The sequence below is a fragment of the Kitasatospora sp. NPDC053308 genome (assembly GCF_055585785.1).
Genome location: NZ_JBVJJY010000030.1, coordinates 36,250 through 51,684 on the forward strand (window position 1 = coordinate 36,250; position 15,435 = coordinate 51,684).

At 72.2% G+C, this 15,435-nt stretch carries 13 protein-coding genes; 4 read left to right on the plus strand and 9 right to left on the minus strand.

Annotation, left to right across the window (positions count from 1 at the left end; translation table 11 throughout):
* Positions 1-51: 51 nt before the first annotated feature.
* The 6 genes from ACZ6Y7_RS35700 to ACZ6Y7_RS35725 all read right to left on the minus strand — a co-directional run bounded on the left by ACZ6Y7_RS35700 (position 52) and on the right by ACZ6Y7_RS35725 (position 6,207).
* Positions 52-1,101, minus strand: coding sequence for a GNAT family N-acetyltransferase (locus ACZ6Y7_RS35700; RefSeq protein WP_465762119.1), 1,050 nt, complete (start codon positions 1,099-1,101; stop codon positions 52-54).
* The gene (locus tag ACZ6Y7_RS35705) at positions 1,098-1,844 is read right to left on the minus strand and encodes an SDR family oxidoreductase (protein ID WP_465762120.1); all 747 of its coding nucleotides are present in this window, start codon (positions 1,842-1,844) and stop codon (positions 1,098-1,100) included. The genes ACZ6Y7_RS35700 and ACZ6Y7_RS35705 overlap by 4 nt, the downstream gene beginning before the upstream one ends.
* Positions 1,844-2,536: an aspartyl/asparaginyl beta-hydroxylase domain-containing protein gene (locus tag ACZ6Y7_RS35710; RefSeq protein ID WP_465762121.1), complete on the minus strand. Its 693-nt coding sequence runs from the start codon at positions 2,534-2,536 to the stop codon at positions 1,844-1,846. Before ACZ6Y7_RS35710 ends, ACZ6Y7_RS35705 begins: the two co-directional genes overlap by 1 nt.
* Positions 2,537-2,719: 183 nt before the next feature.
* The gene (locus tag ACZ6Y7_RS35715; RefSeq protein WP_465762122.1) at positions 2,720-4,168 is read right to left on the minus strand and encodes an MFS transporter; all 1,449 of its coding nucleotides are present in this window, start codon (positions 4,166-4,168) and stop codon (positions 2,720-2,722) included.
* Positions 4,169-4,176: 8 nt separating this feature from the next.
* Positions 4,177-4,845, minus strand: coding sequence for a class I SAM-dependent methyltransferase (locus ACZ6Y7_RS35720; RefSeq protein ID WP_465762123.1), 669 nt, complete (start codon positions 4,843-4,845; stop codon positions 4,177-4,179).
* A gap of 309 nt (positions 4,846-5,154) precedes the next feature.
* Positions 5,155-6,207: a YncE family protein gene (locus ACZ6Y7_RS35725; RefSeq protein ID WP_465762124.1), complete on the minus strand. Its 1,053-nt coding sequence runs from the start codon at positions 6,205-6,207 to the stop codon at positions 5,155-5,157.
* 126 nt (positions 6,208-6,333) lie between these two features.
* On the opposite strand from ACZ6Y7_RS35725, the gene ACZ6Y7_RS35730 reads away from it, so the two are divergent.
* Positions 6,334-7,230 (plus strand): LysR family transcriptional regulator, encoded by an 897-nt coding sequence (locus ACZ6Y7_RS35730; RefSeq protein ID WP_465762125.1) that lies wholly within the window; start codon positions 6,334-6,336, stop codon positions 7,228-7,230.
* A 176-nt stretch (positions 7,231-7,406) separates the two neighbouring features.
* Here the strand turns inward: ACZ6Y7_RS35730 and ACZ6Y7_RS35735 are convergent, their stop codons facing one another.
* Entirely contained in the window at positions 7,407-9,839 is a 2,433-nt protein-coding gene (locus tag ACZ6Y7_RS35735; protein WP_465762126.1) for a collagenase, read from the minus strand.
* Between the two features lie 261 nt (positions 9,840-10,100).
* Between ACZ6Y7_RS35735 and ACZ6Y7_RS35740 the strand changes: the two genes are divergently transcribed.
* Positions 10,101-10,625 (plus strand): hypothetical protein, encoded by a 525-nt coding sequence (locus ACZ6Y7_RS35740; RefSeq protein WP_465762127.1) that lies wholly within the window; start codon positions 10,101-10,103, stop codon positions 10,623-10,625.
* A gap of 140 nt (positions 10,626-10,765) precedes the next feature.
* On the plus strand, positions 10,766-12,379 hold the full coding sequence (locus ACZ6Y7_RS35745) for a multicopper oxidase family protein (protein ID WP_465762128.1): 1,614 nt from the start codon (positions 10,766-10,768) through the stop codon (positions 12,377-12,379).
* A 95-nt stretch (positions 12,380-12,474) separates the two neighbouring features.
* On the opposite strand, the gene ACZ6Y7_RS35750 is transcribed toward ACZ6Y7_RS35745, so the two are convergent.
* Positions 12,475-12,675 (minus strand): hypothetical protein, encoded by a 201-nt coding sequence (locus tag ACZ6Y7_RS35750; RefSeq protein ID WP_465762129.1) that lies wholly within the window; start codon positions 12,673-12,675, stop codon positions 12,475-12,477.
* Positions 12,676-12,880: 205 nt separating this feature from the next.
* On the opposite strand from ACZ6Y7_RS35750, the gene ACZ6Y7_RS35755 reads away from it, so the two are divergent.
* Positions 12,881-14,692, plus strand: a complete 1,812-nt coding sequence (locus tag ACZ6Y7_RS35755) for an APC family permease (protein ID WP_465762131.1) — start codon at positions 12,881-12,883, stop codon at positions 14,690-14,692.
* A 256-nt stretch (positions 14,693-14,948) separates the two neighbouring features.
* On the opposite strand, the gene ACZ6Y7_RS35760 is transcribed toward ACZ6Y7_RS35755, so the two are convergent.
* Positions 14,949-15,435: transposase (locus ACZ6Y7_RS35760; RefSeq protein WP_465762130.1), on the minus strand; the 487-nt coding region annotated here is incomplete at its 5' end.

Consider the following 15,435-nt stretch of genomic DNA (forward strand, 5'->3'; position numbering starts at 1 on the left):
AGTCACTCTCCGGTAGAGAACTGTCCAAGGCTTCCCCCTGAGGTGGATCGTCTAGCGCGTCACCATGAACCGGCCCAACCGCTGCGGTTGCAGGCCGTAGCGCCGCTTGAACTCGTCGTTGCGCCGGCCGAACTCCACGACCGGCTTCCCGCTGGCCATGCCGTACTCCAGCTCGGCGCCGAACAGCACGTACTGCGGGCTCCAGTTGAGCTCCTCCGGGTACAGGCAGCCGCCCGCCCAGAAGTGCGCCCGCTGCTCGTCCAGCAGGCAGATCGACACCGCCTGCAGCACCCCGTCCAGCTCGATCCGCAGGATCCGGCAGTCCGGACCCAGGGCGCGGATCAGCGCGGACAGTTCCTCGGGCGGGTAGTAGCCCGGGGCGTGCTTGTCGGCGGTCGCCGTGCAGAGCGCCAGCGCCGCGTCGTCGAGGACGTCGGAGCCCTGCTCGAAGGTGATCCGCGCACCGGCCCGCTCCGCCCGGCGCATGTACTGCCGCAGGGAGCGGCGCGAAGCCCGGCCGATGGTGGCGAGGTGGTCGTCGAGGGTCAAACCCCCCGCCGGCATCGGCAGCCGGTAGCGCGGCGTCGTCTCCTGGCCCGGCAGGCCCGCCTCGGCCAGCAGACCGGCGAGCTCTCCCTGCCACTCGATGTTCACCAAACCGTAGGTGGAGACGTCGAGTTCGTCGGCTAGCGTACCCATGGACGCACACAGGTCGGCAAGCGTTTTCGCGTCGAGGGTGCCGGCCGAGGGCACCATCGTGTCGTAGCAGTGCCAGATGTGGCCGACCAGCATCCGGGTGATCCCGGCGTCGGGGTCGGTGGCGAAGGGGTCGACGGTCTCCTGGAGGGAGAGCACCAGCGCGGCGGACGGCGCGCCCGACGCGTCCCTGGCGAGCAGGTAGTACGGGTCGGCCGGCCGGGTCAGCGGGGCGCGCTCGATGGAGCACAGGAAGTCGTAGCCGAAGAAGACGTTGCCCGCGACTCCCAGCCGCTCCCAGTCGGCCCGGCCGATGCTCTGGACGGACCGGAGCACCTCGACACCCGAACTCGTCTGTGGCACCCGGTCCGCGGGGTGCAGCACGTGGCTCGTGGACGGGCTCACTTGCCGCCCGCCAGCTCGGTGAACGACCCCGTGACGAAGGACGCCCGGTCGGACAGCAGCCACAGGATCGCCTCGGCCACCTCCTCCGGATCGCCGCCGCGCTGCATGGGCAGGTTGCCCTGCAGCCGGTCGACCCGGTCCGGGTCGCCGGCGGCGGCGTGGAAGTCGGTGCGGATGAAGCCGGGGCGCACCGAGTTGACCCGGATCCCCTCGGCCGCGACCTCCAGCGACAGGCCCGTGGTCAGCGTGTCCATCGCGCCCTTGGAGGCGGCGTAGTCCACGTACTCGTTCGCCGAGCCGAGGCGGGCGGCGGCCGAGGAGACGTTGACGATCGCCCCGCCCCGGCCCCCGTGCCGGGTGGACATCCGGCGGACGGCGTGCTTGGCGCAGAGGAAGGCGCTCACCACGTTGGTGGTCAGCACGCGGTGCAGCCGCTCCTCGTCCAGGTCCTCGATCCGGGACTTCTTCTCGGCCACACCCACGTTGTTCACCAGCCCGGTGAGCGGGCCGAGTTCGGCGTCGACGGTGGCGAACAGCCGCTCCACCTCGGCCTCGCGGGAGACGTCCGCCCGGACGGCGAGGGCCGTCCCGCCGGCCTGGACGATGTCGCGGACCACCTCCTCGGCGGCCGTCCCGTTGTGCAGGTAGTTCACGCAGACGCGGTAGCCGCGCTGCCCGGCGAGGCGCGCCGTCGCGGCGCCGATGCCCCGGCCGGCGCCGGTGACGAGAAGGGCTCCGGACATCAGTAGTCCCCGTTCGAGAGCTGGATCATCTTGCTGGAGGCCTTGCGCTTGGAGCGCAGGAACCAGCGGTTGACGCTGTCGGCCAGCGGGCCCAGCGGGCGGCGGAAGTCCACGATGACGACGACCCGGGGCTCGTCGGCCTCGTTGCGCACCTCGTGCTCGAAGGTGTCGTCGAGGACGATGCTCTCGCCCGCCTTCCAGGTGTAGTACTCCTGGTCCACCCGGATCCGCGGCGGGTTCTCCGCGGGGGTGCTGATGCACAGGTGGTAGCGGAGGATCCCGGCGTACGGTCCGGCGTGCGGGTCGAGGTTGACGCCCGGTTCGAGCACCGAGACCATCGCGCTCACCACGCCCGGGGTCTTCTCCGCGAACTCCAGGAGGGTCGGGGTGTCCTTCCGGGCGGCCTCGTTGGGCACACCCAGCACGTAGGCGTAGTAGAGGCGCCAGTCCTTGGAGATCTGGGCGGCGCGCACGGGGTCGATGTCCTCGTACCGCCCGAGTTCCCGCTGGCGCAGCAACTCCTCGATCTCAGAGCGGAGTTGGGGGAGCTTGGCCTCCAGCTCGCGGACGGCCGGGAACAGCGGGTACGGGGAGGTGAACCGCGGGCGGCGGTCGCCACCGTAGGACCGCAGGAACATCTTGTTGGCGGCTTTTCTGACGAGGGCGTGATCGGTACTGATCGACTTGGCCATAGTGCTGTCTCCAACAGCGCGCTGCCGTCTGGGGAACGCGCGATAGGCGAAGAGAGAGGCGAAGGGATGAGGACTCCGCGTCGAGTCCTGCATGACGTCCTGCGTGAAGTGCTGCGTGGATTCCTGCGGGGGAGGAGACTGCGGGGCAGGCCCGTGGGGCAGGCCTGCGGCGACCGGCCGGCCTCAGGAGCCGGCGGTCTTGGCCGGAGCCCGGCGAAGCCCGACCGACAACAGCGCGCCGACCAGCAGGGCCAGGACGGGCACCAGGAAGGTGGTCCGCACCGCACCGGAGAAGTCGCCCCGGGCCAGGCCGACTTGGAGCAGTGCACCGGTCAGCGCGGTGCACAGCAGGCTGCCGCACAGCCGGGTGGTGTTGAACACCCCGGACGCGACGCCCGCCAGCTCCGGCGGAACGTCCTGCATGGCGACGGCGACCGACGGCGCGAAACACACTCCCATGCCGACGCCCATGACGGCCAGGCCCGGCAGCAGCAGGAGCCACGAGGAGTGTGCCGACAGCGCCGGCACCTGGGCACCCACGCCCACGGCGAACAGCACCAGGCCGACGATCAGCACGGTCTTCCCGCCGATCGTGTCCACCAGCCGTCCGGACCGCCGCGCCACCACCACCGAGATCAACGGCGGTACGGCGAGGACCAGTCCGGCGCCGAACGGCGACCAGTGGTGCACCGTCTGCAGGTGCAGCGGAACGAGCAGCAGCACCGCGGCCACCGCGCCTGGGATGGCGCCGATCACCACCGACAGCAGGGCGAAGTTGCGGTTGCGGACCAGCGCGAACGGGATCAGCGGATCCCGCCCCTGCCGTCCGCGCTGCACCAGCGCGAAGACCCCGAGGACCACCAGGCCCGCCACCAGGCAGCCGGGCACCGTGACCGGTCCCCACAGCGTGCCCCAGTGGTGCCGCTCGCCCTCGACCAGAGGGTAGACCAGCAGGAAGATCGCGGCGGCCAGCACGACGGAGCCCAACAGGTCCAGCCGGGCCCGGCCTTCACCCCGCAGCGGCGGAACGCTCAGCATCACCAGGACGAAGCCGACGACGCCGACCGGGACGTTGATGACGAAGATGGCCCGCCAGCCGAGCGTGCCGGCCAGCAGCCCGCCCACCGTCGGCCCGACGGCGGTCGCCAGGCCCGCGAAGGCACCCCATGTCCCCATCGCCCGGCCCCGTTGCTCGGCCGGGAACACCCGGGTGATCACGGCCATCGCCTGCGCGGCGAGCAGTGCCGCGCCGACGCCTTGGAGGCCTCGGCCCAGGATGAGCTGGGTGGGCGTCTGCGCGAGTCCGCAGGCCGCCGACGTGACGGTGAAGACGACCAGGCCGACCAGGAGCACGCGTCGCGTTCCGAACAGATCGCCCAGGCGGCCGCCGAGGACCAACAGCACCGCGTAGGTGAGCAGGTAGCTGTTCGTCACCCAGAGGATCTGGTCGAGGGAGGCCTGTAGGCCCTGCTCGATGGTGTGGAAGGCGATGTTGACGACGGTCGTGTCCAGCAGGACGAGCGCCTGGGTGAAGCAGATCGCCAGCAGGGCGAACCCCGGCGAGCGCATCTTCTCCCGCCATCCCTGTGAACCGTCCAGCGGCGTACGGGCGGCGGCCTGGGTGGCCTCCATGGAGCGGTTTACTCCCCGCTTCCGGTCTCGCCGGCGCGGCGGGCCCGGCCGTAGAAGAAACCCGGAGCGACTTCCTCGATCGAACAGTCCCAGCCGAGCGCGGTCAGGCGGCGCTCCAGCTCGGCGGGCTCGAAGAAGATCTTGACGATGCGGAACTCGCGGCCGTCGGCGAGCGAACGGACTACGGCGTGCTCCGGGTCGACCTGGTCCTCGACCTCGCCGATCCGCTCCAGCGGGGTCACGTCGACGAATTCGACGACACCGCCGGGCTTGAGCGCCTTGGCGACGCGCGCCCAGAAGTCCTCGAAGTACTCGAGCGGAACGTGGGCGAGCCAGTGCGCGAAGAACACGCCGTCGAACTGGCGGTGCGGCTGCCAGGTGAAGAGGTCCGCCTGGATGAACTCGACGTCGCCGAGGCCCTTGGCACGCGCGACCTCGATCATGCTCGCCGAGCCGTCGACCGCGGTGAGGGTGGCGGCGCGCTTCACGAGGTGGCGCGTCCAGTAGCCGGTGCCGGGGGCGAGTTCCAGCACGTCACCGCCCAACTCGCCGGTGGCGAGCCGCTCCAGGAGCGCGGGAGAGGCGGCTTCCTGGTAGGGGACGAAGGTGTCGTCGTACTCGACGGCGCGCTCGTCGTAGTACTCCTGTTGGATGGCGACAAGATTCTCAATGTTCATGCGCTGACAGCCTCCCCGTTGATCTTGTCATGCAACCTGAGAAACGTAACTTGCTACCGGTCGGTAGCATAGGGTGATCCAAATCACATCCGGAACTTCCGGTTCTTTCTCTTTTATCCCTTTGCCTCGGGTCGGCTCCGTCGCCAATGGATCAATGCTGCGCGGAACCTGACGGATAGTGATCGACTTGCGAGCGGATTTCGGGCGCCCGCATGACGGTGCCCCGGCCGACGGAGTTCGGCCGGGGCACGGGGCTGGAGTGGGGCGCGGTCTGGCGGGAATGTCGGACGGTGTGGTAAGGCGGCGTGCTCAGGCGGAGCGGGGGACGTAGGCCAGGCCGTGGGCGCCGGGTTCGGCGCGCTTGGCGACGGTCAGGCGGGAGACCGGGGTGAAGGTGTCGAGGTCGATGACGTCCACGGTGGACGAGATCACGGAAGCGACATAGGCGAGGCGTCCGTCGGGGGAGGAGGTGATGGTCAGCGGGAACAGGCCGGTCTCGACGGAGCCCAGGAGCCGGTGGTCGTCCGTCGAGAAGACCGAGAGCACGCCCGGGAGTTGACGGCCCAGTGCGGACTCCGGGTCGGGGGTGGAGCGGATCCCGCCGGCCAGCAGCCTGCCGGTGGAGGTCAGATGGACCGGCAGCGCGGCGTGCTCGGTCGGCAGGGTGGCGACCACCGACATCGACGTGGCGTCGATGACCCGGAGGCCGGGGGCGGCGTCGGCCCTCCCGGCGAAGCCGAGGTAGGGCGCGGCGACGTAGGCCCGGGTGTTGTCGGGGGAGACGGCGAGGCCCTCGCTGCCGGGGACCTCGACCTTGGCGGTCATGGTCCCCCGGTCGAGGTCCACGACCGAGACGAACGGGGCCTCCTTGTTCGTGGCGAAGCCGGTGCGCCCGTCCGGGGAGACGGCGAACCAGTGCGGGCCGGGGGCGTCGGTGTCGATCCGGCCGAGCGGACGGCGGGACACCGTGTCGATGACCACGACGCCGCCCGGGCGGTCCGGCCCGCCCTCCACGCTGACGTAGAGGCGGTTGCGCCCGGCGTCCAACGCCAGCCCGTGCGGCCCGTGTTCGGGGGAGAGGTCGATCACCTCGACGATGCGGCGGGTGTCGGCGTCGATGACGGTCAGCTCGGTGCGCCGGCCGGTGTGGGCGTGGTAGTAGCCCGCGTGGTAGGCGGTGGTGCACCAGAGCAGGCGCTGGGTCGGGTCGAAGCACAACTCGTGCGGTTCGGCGAGGACTTCGACGGTGTCGAGGAGCCGGTCGGTGGCGGCGTCGAAGAACGAGACGGTCGGGCCGCTCTGGCTGACGACGGCGAGGACGTCACCGGCGAGGCCGGAACGGTCGGTACGGGAGGTGGACACAGGTGCTCCTGGCGAGGGGTTCCGTGCGGACCGCTCCAGTCTCGGCGGCCCGCGGCGGAGAACACCATGCAAGGATCGGCACGGAATCATTGACGGATACGCAAAAGTGCAGTTCAGGAGCCATGGATGGACCTCAACCTGCTGCGGGCCCTGGATGCCCTGCTCCAGGAGAACAGCGTGACCCGGGCCGCCGAGCGGCTCGGCACCTCGCCGGCGGCGGCGAGCCGGATGCTCGCCCGGCTGCGCCGCGCGGTGGGCGACCCGCTGCTGGTACGGGCCGGGCAGGGGATGGTGCCGACCCCGCGGGCGCTCGAACTCCGGGAGGAGGTAAGCGTGTTGCTGCGCGGCTGCGAGAACGTGCTGCGGCCCGGCGCGGGTTTCGCGCCGGTGCACCTGGAGCGGACCTTCACCGTGCAGACCAGCGACGTGGTGCTGGTCCGGGTGGCCGGCCGGCTGACCGAGCGGATCCGGGCCGAGGCCCCCAAGGTCGACGTGCTGTTCCTGCCGGAGTCCCTGGAGGGCGGGCCGGCGCTGCGCCAGGGGCTGGTGGACGTCGAGGTGGGCGTGCTCGGCCGGCTGGACCCGGAGATCCGTACCCGGCGGCTGCTCCGGGCGCCGCTGGTGGGCGTGGCGCGCAGCGGACACCCGCTGTTCGAGGGGCGGATCACCGCCCGGCGGTTCGCCGCCGTCGACCACATCGGCGTCTCGCGGCGGGGCAAGCGGCTCGGGCCGATCGACGCGGTGCTGGCCGAGCGCGGGCTGCGGCGCCGGGTGGCGGTGGTGGTGCCGAGCCACACGAGTGCGATGCTGCTGGCCCGGGACAGCGACCTGGTCGCGCTCGGGCTGGAGGACTGGCTCCCGGAGACGGTCACCGCGCTCGGCCTGCGCACCTTCCGGATCCCGCTCGAACTCGACGCGCTGGAGCTGGGGATGGCCTGGCACCCACGCAACTCGGCCGATCCGGGCCACCGTTGGTTCCGCGAGCACCTGGCGGCCGCCGTCCGGCAGGCGCGGGAGGACTGAGCCGGGCGGCGGTGCGCAGGGCTGAGCGGGGGTGGGCGGTTGCGCAGGGCTGAGCGGGGCGGGTGGTGCGCAGGGCTGAGCGGGGCGGCAGACGCGGGACGACCGAGCCGGGCGGTGGTGCGGATCCCGCAGGCCGCACCGCCGCCCGGCCGTCGGGCCCCCGGAGGGCCCGGAGGTCACCGGCGCAGCGGCCCCTCGCAGGTGTAGTCGGCGGTGCCGGCCTTGCCGTCGGTCCAGATGTCGACCTTGCCGAAGCTGCAGTTCATGTCGTTGAGGTTGTTCGCCCCCGCGACGTCCTTGGTGCGGGTGAGGATGAAGTAGTCGACGGTGTCGGACATGTCCTTGAAGACCTTGTCGGGGTTCTTCGCGTCGGAGAGGTTGGCGGTGATCCGGCCGGTGCAGACGAACCGCATCGGCTTGTTGGTCCAGTCGCCGTTGTTGCCGCAGCTGGGCGTGGCGCCGGTGGCGTCGGCGAACTCGTCCTGGACGTCGGAGGCGTCGGCGAGGTCGAGGGCCGGGTCGGCTATGAAGGAGGTCGACGGGACGTACAGGGCGTCGACGTTCTTGATCTGCGCGTCCAGGAACGCCCAGTACTCGCCCTGCAGGGCCGCGTCGGCGCCGACGCGCTCGCGCCAGGCGTCGAAGCCGGCCGGGTCGTCGGCGCGCTCGTAGCCGTACATCTCGCGCAGCAGCGAGGGGTGCTTCTGCCAGAGGAACTCGAAGAAGGTGCCGGCGTAGTTGTAGAAGTGGAAGGCGGGGGTGTCGGCGTAACGGGCGTGCAGGAGCTGGGAGACGGTCATCCGGGGGATGCCGGCGGCCTCGTCGGCGGCGAGCTTGCGGACCAGCGACTTGCGCACCAGGATGCCCTGGTCACGGGTGGCGCCGTCGAAGAACTCGGCCGTGCCCTCGTCCATCGCGGTCGTCTTGTCGTCGGCGTACCAGCGCGCGTCGCCGAAGTAACCCGGTACCGCCCAGCGGCCGTTGAGGTAGTGCGTGTACTCGTGGCGGAAGAGCTCCTCGAGGGTGAGCGTGGAGTCCTGCGGGACGCGCCGCTGGTAGGTGTAGAAGGTGGCGCCCCGCTCGATGTAGATGCCGCCGTTGCTGGTGCTGTAGCCGGTGAGGACGGGCTGGTAGACCTCGTAGTCGGCGCGCGAGGCGTACAGGTGGATGTGCAGGGTGGAGTTGACGTCCCCGGCGAGCGGCTGGTCGGTGCCGAGGACCCGGAAGAACTGGGTCTTGACCTGCTTGCTCGCGTAGTACATCTGGTCGACGGTGGCCTTGTCGAGGGCGGTGCGGACCTCGATGGCGCCGTTGTCGTAGCGGTAGGTGAAGGGGAAGAGCTTGGCCTCCAGGTCGGACACGCAGACGCCGTACTGCTGGCAGACGCCGTAGGTGGCGGCCCATCCGATGGCCTTGACCCACGGGTCGGACCACTCGCCGAAGGCGGCCTTGGTGGCGGTGATCAGCGCGCCGAGGTCGGCGACGGTGGCGTCGTGCAGGGCCGGGATCTGACCGAAGCGCCCTGCCTCGGCGACGGCGTCGCGGGCGGTCCAGGCGTTCTTGGTGCCCTTGAGGTGGCCCCACGAGGCGTACGCGCGGAACGCGGCGCGGTAGTCGGCGTCGGCGGCGACCGCGGCGAGGAAGGCCGGGTCCTGGTTGTAGATGCCCAGGTAGTTGAGGTTGAGCGCCTGGAGGACGGCCTTGCCCCAGGCGGGGCTGTCGGCGAGGGTCGTGCCGGGTGCGAGCACGCCGAGGATGCGCCGGGCGAGGCCGAGGTTGTTCTGGCGCAGGCCGTCGGCGCCGGCGGTGATGGCCGCCTCCCGCAGGGTGTTGGCGGCGAGGTCGGTGCGGTCGAAGGCGTGCGCGCTGCCCGCGTACGCCGTGATCGCCTGCTGGACGGCGCGGAGCGTGGCCGGGTCCGCGAAGTTCAGCTCGTGGTGGCTGAAGGCGTGGTAGGCGGTGGCGTGCAGGTACGTCCAGAGCTCGTAGAGGTGCGCGGCGCCGGTGCCGTCGTCGGTGGCGGACAGCTGGGTGATCCGCTGGGCCACCGCCTGGACGTGGGCGTTGTCCATGGTCGTGGTGAAGCGGGCGTCCCAGGTCCAGAGGACGGTGTTCAGGCAGCCGTCGGCGGTGACCGCCCGGTCGGTGAGGAAGGCGACCAACTGGTCGGCGCCGAGGCCGGTGAGGCCGTCGACGGTACAGGGCACGCCCGCGCTGGTGACGGGCGCGTTGGCGGCGTTGGCGGCGGCCGCGGCGGCGATCCGGTCGGCGGTGGGAGCGGGCGCGCCGACGTGGTCGGGCAGCAGGCCGGGGACGAGCGTCGTGCCGAGCGAGCCGCCGCCCGGGGCCGGGGCGGGGGCGCCGGGCTTGGCGGCGTCGGCGCCGAGGTGGTCGACGTCGTCGTAGGCGGTGCTCTGGTCGGGGGTGTCGGTGGGCTTCGGGGCGGCGGCGGGCTCGTGAGCGGGGGTGGCCGCGGCCGGCGTCGTGGGCCTCGGGGCCGTCGTGGCCGTGGGGGCGAGGGCCTGGGCGGTCTGCAGGGTGGGCAGCGTGAGCGTGACGGCCATGGCGGAGGCGAGCAGGACTCGCCTGGCAACGCGGGAAGTTGACACCGGATCTCCTGGAGGGGGAAGTGACAGGGCGGTGCGAGGCGGCAGTGCCGTAGGGGTGGTCCGGCCCGGGACTGCCGGGGGAGAAAGGGGGGGCGGGCGGTGCGGGGTCGGGGCCGCCCCCGGGGTGAGCCGTAACATAGCAATGTGAAATTGCACCTGCCAAGAGGGTGAACGGGGTTGCCCCCGGCTCGGTCCGGCTCCGCAGTTCGGGATACCCTGCGGGGGTACGGGTGGACGGACGGAGCGGGTCGGGAGGCGGGGATGGCGCGGCAGCGGCCCTTCGGCCCACCAGTGCCGTGGGCACCGCGTCTACTGCTCCTCGCCGCGCTGCTGTTCGGCGTCCTGACGATGCACACGCTCGGCCATCCGACCGGCGGGCACGGCGGGCACGGTGATCCGGCGCCGGCCGTGGTCGCCTCCCGGCACCTGCCGGACCACCACGCGAGGGCCGCCGAGGCCGTCGACGTCGCGCCCGTTCCGGCGGAGCCCGTTCTGGCCGGGTCCGCCATGGCCGAGCCCGTCCTGGCCGAGCCCGTGGCGGCCGAGCCCGTGGCGGCCGAGGCCGCCGACCCGTTCTCCGCCGGCGGCATGGACCCGATGGCGGTCTGCCTCGCCGTCCTCGCCGGCTGGACCCTGGTGCTCCTCGTCGTCGTCGGGCCGTTGCTGCGTCGCAGCGGTGAGGCCGCCGCCGAGGTGCGGGCCCGTCTGCTGCGGGCCGTGCGCGCGCTGCCCCCGCCCTGGGGCGGACGGATGCTCCTCACCCGACTTTCGGTGCTGCGTCAGTAGGCGCGCGCCCGCCGTCCCGTGCCCGCGCGCGCCGCGAAGCGGCCCGCGCCCAGCGCGCCCGCGCTCAAGGCGCCCCCGCACGGAACGGGTGACGCGACGTCCCGTACGCCCACACCACACCGCACGAGGTGCACTCCGCCATGCGCACATCCACCCGCCGTACCGTCCTCGGCGCCGCACTCGCCGCCGCCGGAACCGGCCTGCTCACCGCCTGCTCGTCCGACTCGATGACGGGCATGGACCACTCGTCCATGAACCACGGCGCCACCGGCGCCGCGAGCGCCCCGACCGCCTCCCCCTCGGGTGCCCCCGGCTTCCTCGCTCCGAACGGCCCCGAGGTCGCCGCCGTCGAGGCCGCGCGCAAGCCCGGCCCGGAGCGGAAGGTCGCGCTCACCGCCACCGAGACCACCCTCGACCTCGGCGGACGCACCGTCCGCAGCTGGGCGTACGGCGACCGGCTGCCCGGCCGGGAGATCCGCGCCACCGTCGGCGACACCCTCGCCCTCACCCTCGCCAACCACCTCCCGCAGCCCACCTCGCTGCACTGGCACGGCCTCGCGCTGCGCAACGACATGGACGGCGTGCCGGGCCTGACCCAGGCCGCCGTCCGGGCCGGCGCCTCCTTCGACTACCGCTTCGCGCTCGGCCGCCCGGGCACCTACTGGTTCCACCCGCACTCCGGCGTCCAGCAGGAGCGCGGGCTGTACGCGCCGCTGGTGATCGAGGACCCGAGGGAGCCGCTGCGCTACGACAAGGAGTGGGTCGTCGTCCTGGACGACTGGCTGGACGGCGTCGACGGCAGCACCCCGGACGCCGTGCTCGCCGAACTCGCCCTGGGCATGGGCGGCGCGGGCTCCGCCGACCACTCCGGCCACGACATGGCGGGCATGCCCGGGATGTCCGCGTCGGGCGGCGCGGCCGGCGGCCCGTCGCGGATGCTGATGGGCGCCACCAGCCCGCTGCTGGGCGGCGACGCCGGGGACGTCGCCCACCCGTTCCACCTGGTCAACGGCCGCCTCGCCACCGCCCCCGAGACCTTCACCGCCAAGCCCGGCGACCGGATCCGGATCCGGCTGATCAACGCGGGCGGCGACACCGCCTACCGGGTGGCGCTCGGCGGCCACGAGCTGACGGTTACCCACACCGACGGCTTCCCGGTCGAGCAGGCCACCACCCAGGCCCTGCTGCTCGGCATGGGCGAGCGCTACGACGTGCTGGTCACCGCCCAGGACGGCGTCTTCCCGCTGACCGCACTCGCCGAGGGCAAGAACGCCACCGGGCTGGCCCTGCTGCGCACCGGCGGTGGGGCCGCCCCCGACGCCTCGGTGCGCCCCGCCGAGCTGGACGGCAAGCTGGTCACCGCGGGGCAGCTCACGGCCGACCCGGGCGTCCGACTGCCCGCCAAGTCCCCCGACCGCACCGTGCGGTTGGAGCTCACCGGCGGCATGGCCAAGGCCGACTGGGCGTTCAACGGCCGCCCGTACGACCCGGCGCAGCGCCACCCGGTGGCGGCGGGCGAACGGGTGCGGCTGGAGTTCCGGAACAGCACGAGCATGTGGCACCCCGTCCACCTGCACGGCCACAGCTTCGCGCTGCCCGGCGACGGCCCGCGCAAGGACACCGCGATCGTGCTGCCGGGCATGACCCTGGCCGTCGACTTCGACGCCGACAACCCGGGGCTGTGGATGGTGCACTGCCACAACGTGTACCACGCGGAGACGGGCATGATGACCGTCCTCGGTTACCGGGCGTAACTCCGTCCACGCTTCGAGACGCCCGGGCGCGGAGCCTCCTCCGCGCCCGGGCGCCGCGGGATCCTCCGCCCCGGCACCCACGCCGACCTGCGGCGTCATGACGTTTTCTTAACGCGGGCCGATGACGTCTTCTTGACGCCGGTCGCATAGCCTGTCGCACTGCCGTCGCCCGACGGCGCTTTTACGGGGTCTTTAAACAAGAGGTGCAAGGTGGTTTCGTCGGGTTCGACGGAGACGGCGACGGCGGAACCGTCGTCGGCGCGAATACGGCTCCGCAACTGGCTGATGGAGGACATGTCCGCGGACAAGTCCGCCGGAAAGGCCGGGACCGAGGGCGGGGGCGCCGGACAGGCCGGGGCCGCGCAGGCCGGGGCCGAGGCGGCCGGTGCCGGGCAGTCCGGTGCCGCTGCGGCGGGGGCCGAGGGGGCGCAGCAGGACGGCGCGGCGGCGGGGGACACCGCCGCGCACGGTGCGCACAGCGGCCAGCGCTGGTGGCGGGTGATGTGCCTGACCGGCCTGGACTACTTCTCGACGCTCGGCTACCAGCCGGGCATCGCCGCGCTCGCCGCGGGCGTGCTGTCGCCTATCGCCACCATCGTGCTGGTGATCGTCACCCTGCTGGGTGCGCTGCCGGTCTACCGGCGGGTGGCCCAGGAGAGCCCGCGCGGTGAGGGCTCGATCGCGATGCTGGAGCGGCTGCTCTCGTTCTGGAAGGGCAAGCTGTTCGTCCTCGCGCTGCTCGGCTTCGCGGCGACGGACTTCCTGATCACCATCACGCTGTCCGCCGCCGACGCGAGCGCGCACCTGGTGGAGAACCCGCACCTGACCGGCGTGCTCGGCGGCAAGCAGGTGCTGATCACGCTGATCCTGGTGGCGCTGCTCGGCGCGGTCTTCCTCAAGGGCTTCAGCGAGGCGATCGGCCTGGCCGTGGCGCTGGTCGGGATCTACCTGGCGCTGAACGTGGTCGTCGTGGCCGTCGGCCTGTGGAAGATCGTCGAGGCGCCGCACGTCGTCACCGACTGGACGGCCGCCCTGACCGCCCAGCACGGCAACCCGGTCATCATGGTCGGCGTGGCCCTGGTGACCTTCCCGAAGCTGGCGCTCGGCCTGTCCGGCTTCGAGACCGGTGTCGCCGTCATGCCGCACATCCAGGGCGACGCGGCCGATACCGAGGCGAACCCGGCCGGCCGGATCCGCGGCACCCGCAAGCTGCTCACCACCTCCGCCGTGATCATGAGCTGCTTCCTGATCGCCACCAGCTTCATCACCACGCTGCTCATCCCGGCGGACCAGTTCAAGCCCGGCGGCGACGCCAACGGCCGCGCCCTGGCCTTCCTGGCGCACGAGTACCTGGGCGGCGCCTTCGGCAGCGTCTACGACCTCTCCACCATCGCGATCCTCTGGTTCGCCGGCGCCTCCGCGATGGCGGGCATGCTCAACCTGCTGCCCCGCTACCTCCCGCGCTACGGGATGGCCCCGCACTGGGCCCGCGCGGTGCGTCCGATGGTGATGGTGCTGACCCTGATCGGCTTCCTGGTCACCTGGATCTTCGACGCCAACGTCGACGCCCAGGGCGGCGCGTACGCGACCGGCGTGCTGGTGCTGATCAGCTCGGCGGCCATCGCGGTGACCATCGCCGCGTACAAGAAGCGCGAGCGGGGCTGGACCGTCGGCTTCGCGGCGATCTCGGCGATCTTCCTCTACACCACGGTGCTGAACTGCATGGAGCGGCCGGACGGCCTGAAGATCGGCGCCTGCTTCATCGCCGGCATCATCCTGGTCTCGCTGCTCTCCCGGCTGCGCCGCGCCTTCGAGCTCCGCGTCACCAACGTCGTCCTGGACGACGTGGCGGAACGTTTCATCAGGGACTACGCGCACCGCCCGCTGCGGCTGATCGCCAACGAGCCCAGCAACCGGGACAACGCCGAGTACCGCGACAAGATCCGGCAGATCCGCGCCGACAACGACATCCCCGGCGAGGACGACCTGGTCTTCGTCGAGGTGACCGTCCGCGACGCCTCCGACTTCGAGGCCGAGCTGACCGTCCGGGGCGAGGTCCTGCACGGGCGCTACCGCGTCCTCACCCTGGAGAGCTCCAGCATCCCCAACGCCATCGCCGCGCTGGCCCTCACCGTCCGGGACCGCACCGGGCAGCGGCCGCACCTGTACTTCGAGTGGACCGAGGGCAACCCCTTCGCCCAGTTCCTGCGGTTCTTCCTGTTCGGCCAGGGCGAGGTCGCACCGGTCACCCGCGAGGTGCTGCGCGAGGCCGAGCCCGACCGCTCGCGCCGCCCGCGCGTGCACGTCGGCTGACCCGTCCACCCCGGCCGCCAGGCCCCGGCGCCCGCCGCACGGCCCGCCCGCTCCCCAGGAGCCGGCGGGCCGTCGGCGTCCCCGGGGGCTGCGAACCCCCGCCCTTCGCGACCGTTCCCCGAACTCGCCCGGGAGGCGCGCCCGGCCACCGCCGGGCGATGCGCGCACCATGGCGCCGCCCACGCCCGGGAGAGGAGGGCGTGGGCGGCGGTCGGCGGGCCCGTGGGGCCGTCGGGCGGGGATGCTCCTATGGCTGTCAAGCCGCAGAGGCCAGGTCGGTTTGAGTGATTTGTGTGGTTGGTGTGCTGGTCAGAGCGCGGTAGACCTCGCGGGCGACGAATCGCTTGAGGCAGCGCATGATGTCCTTCTTGGACATGCCTTCCTTGGTGCGGCGTTCGACGTAGGCGCGGGTGCGCGCGTCGAAGCGCATGCGGGTCAGCACGATGGTGTGCAGGGCGTTGTTCGCAGCCCGGTCGCCTCCTCGGTTGAGGCGGTGTCGGTGGGTGCGGCCTGAGGACGCGGGGATCGGTGCGACGCCGGCCAGGTGGGCGAATGCGGCCTCGGAGCGCATCCGTTCGGGATTGTCGCCAGCGGAGGCCAGGAGCTGGCCGGCGGTCTCGGGGCCGACACCGAACAGCTCCAGCAGCACGGGGGCGGCCTTCTTGACCAGTGGGCCGATCTCGGCGTCGAACTCGGCGATCTCCTCGTCCATCGCCTGGTGGCGGCGGGCCAGTCGCCGCAGT

Coding starts and splice junctions, on each gene's coding strand:
- ACZ6Y7_RS35705 (WP_465762120.1), bottom strand. CDS start 1,844: ATGTCCGGAGCCCTTCTCGTCACCGGCGCCGGCCGGGGCATCGGCGCC.
- ACZ6Y7_RS35710 (WP_465762121.1), bottom strand. CDS start 2,536: ATGGCCAAGTCGATCAGTACCGATCACGCCCTCGTCAGAAAAGCCGCC.
- ACZ6Y7_RS35715 (WP_465762122.1), bottom strand. CDS start 4,168: ATGGAGGCCACCCAGGCCGCCGCCCGTACGCCGCTGGACGGTTCACAG.
- ACZ6Y7_RS35720 (WP_465762123.1), bottom strand. CDS start 4,845: ATGAACATTGAGAATCTTGTCGCCATCCAACAGGAGTACTACGACGAG.
- ACZ6Y7_RS35730 (WP_465762125.1), top strand. CDS start 6,334: ATGGACCTCAACCTGCTGCGGGCCCTGGATGCCCTGCTCCAGGAGAAC.
- ACZ6Y7_RS35740 (WP_465762127.1), top strand. CDS start 10,101: ATGGCGCGGCAGCGGCCCTTCGGCCCACCAGTGCCGTGGGCACCGCGT.
- ACZ6Y7_RS35745 (WP_465762128.1), top strand. CDS start 10,766: ATGCGCACATCCACCCGCCGTACCGTCCTCGGCGCCGCACTCGCCGCC.
- ACZ6Y7_RS35750 (WP_465762129.1), bottom strand. CDS start 12,675: ATGTCCTCCATCAGCCAGTTGCGGAGCCGTATTCGCGCCGACGACGGT.
- ACZ6Y7_RS35755 (WP_465762131.1), top strand. CDS start 12,881: ATGTGCCTGACCGGCCTGGACTACTTCTCGACGCTCGGCTACCAGCCG.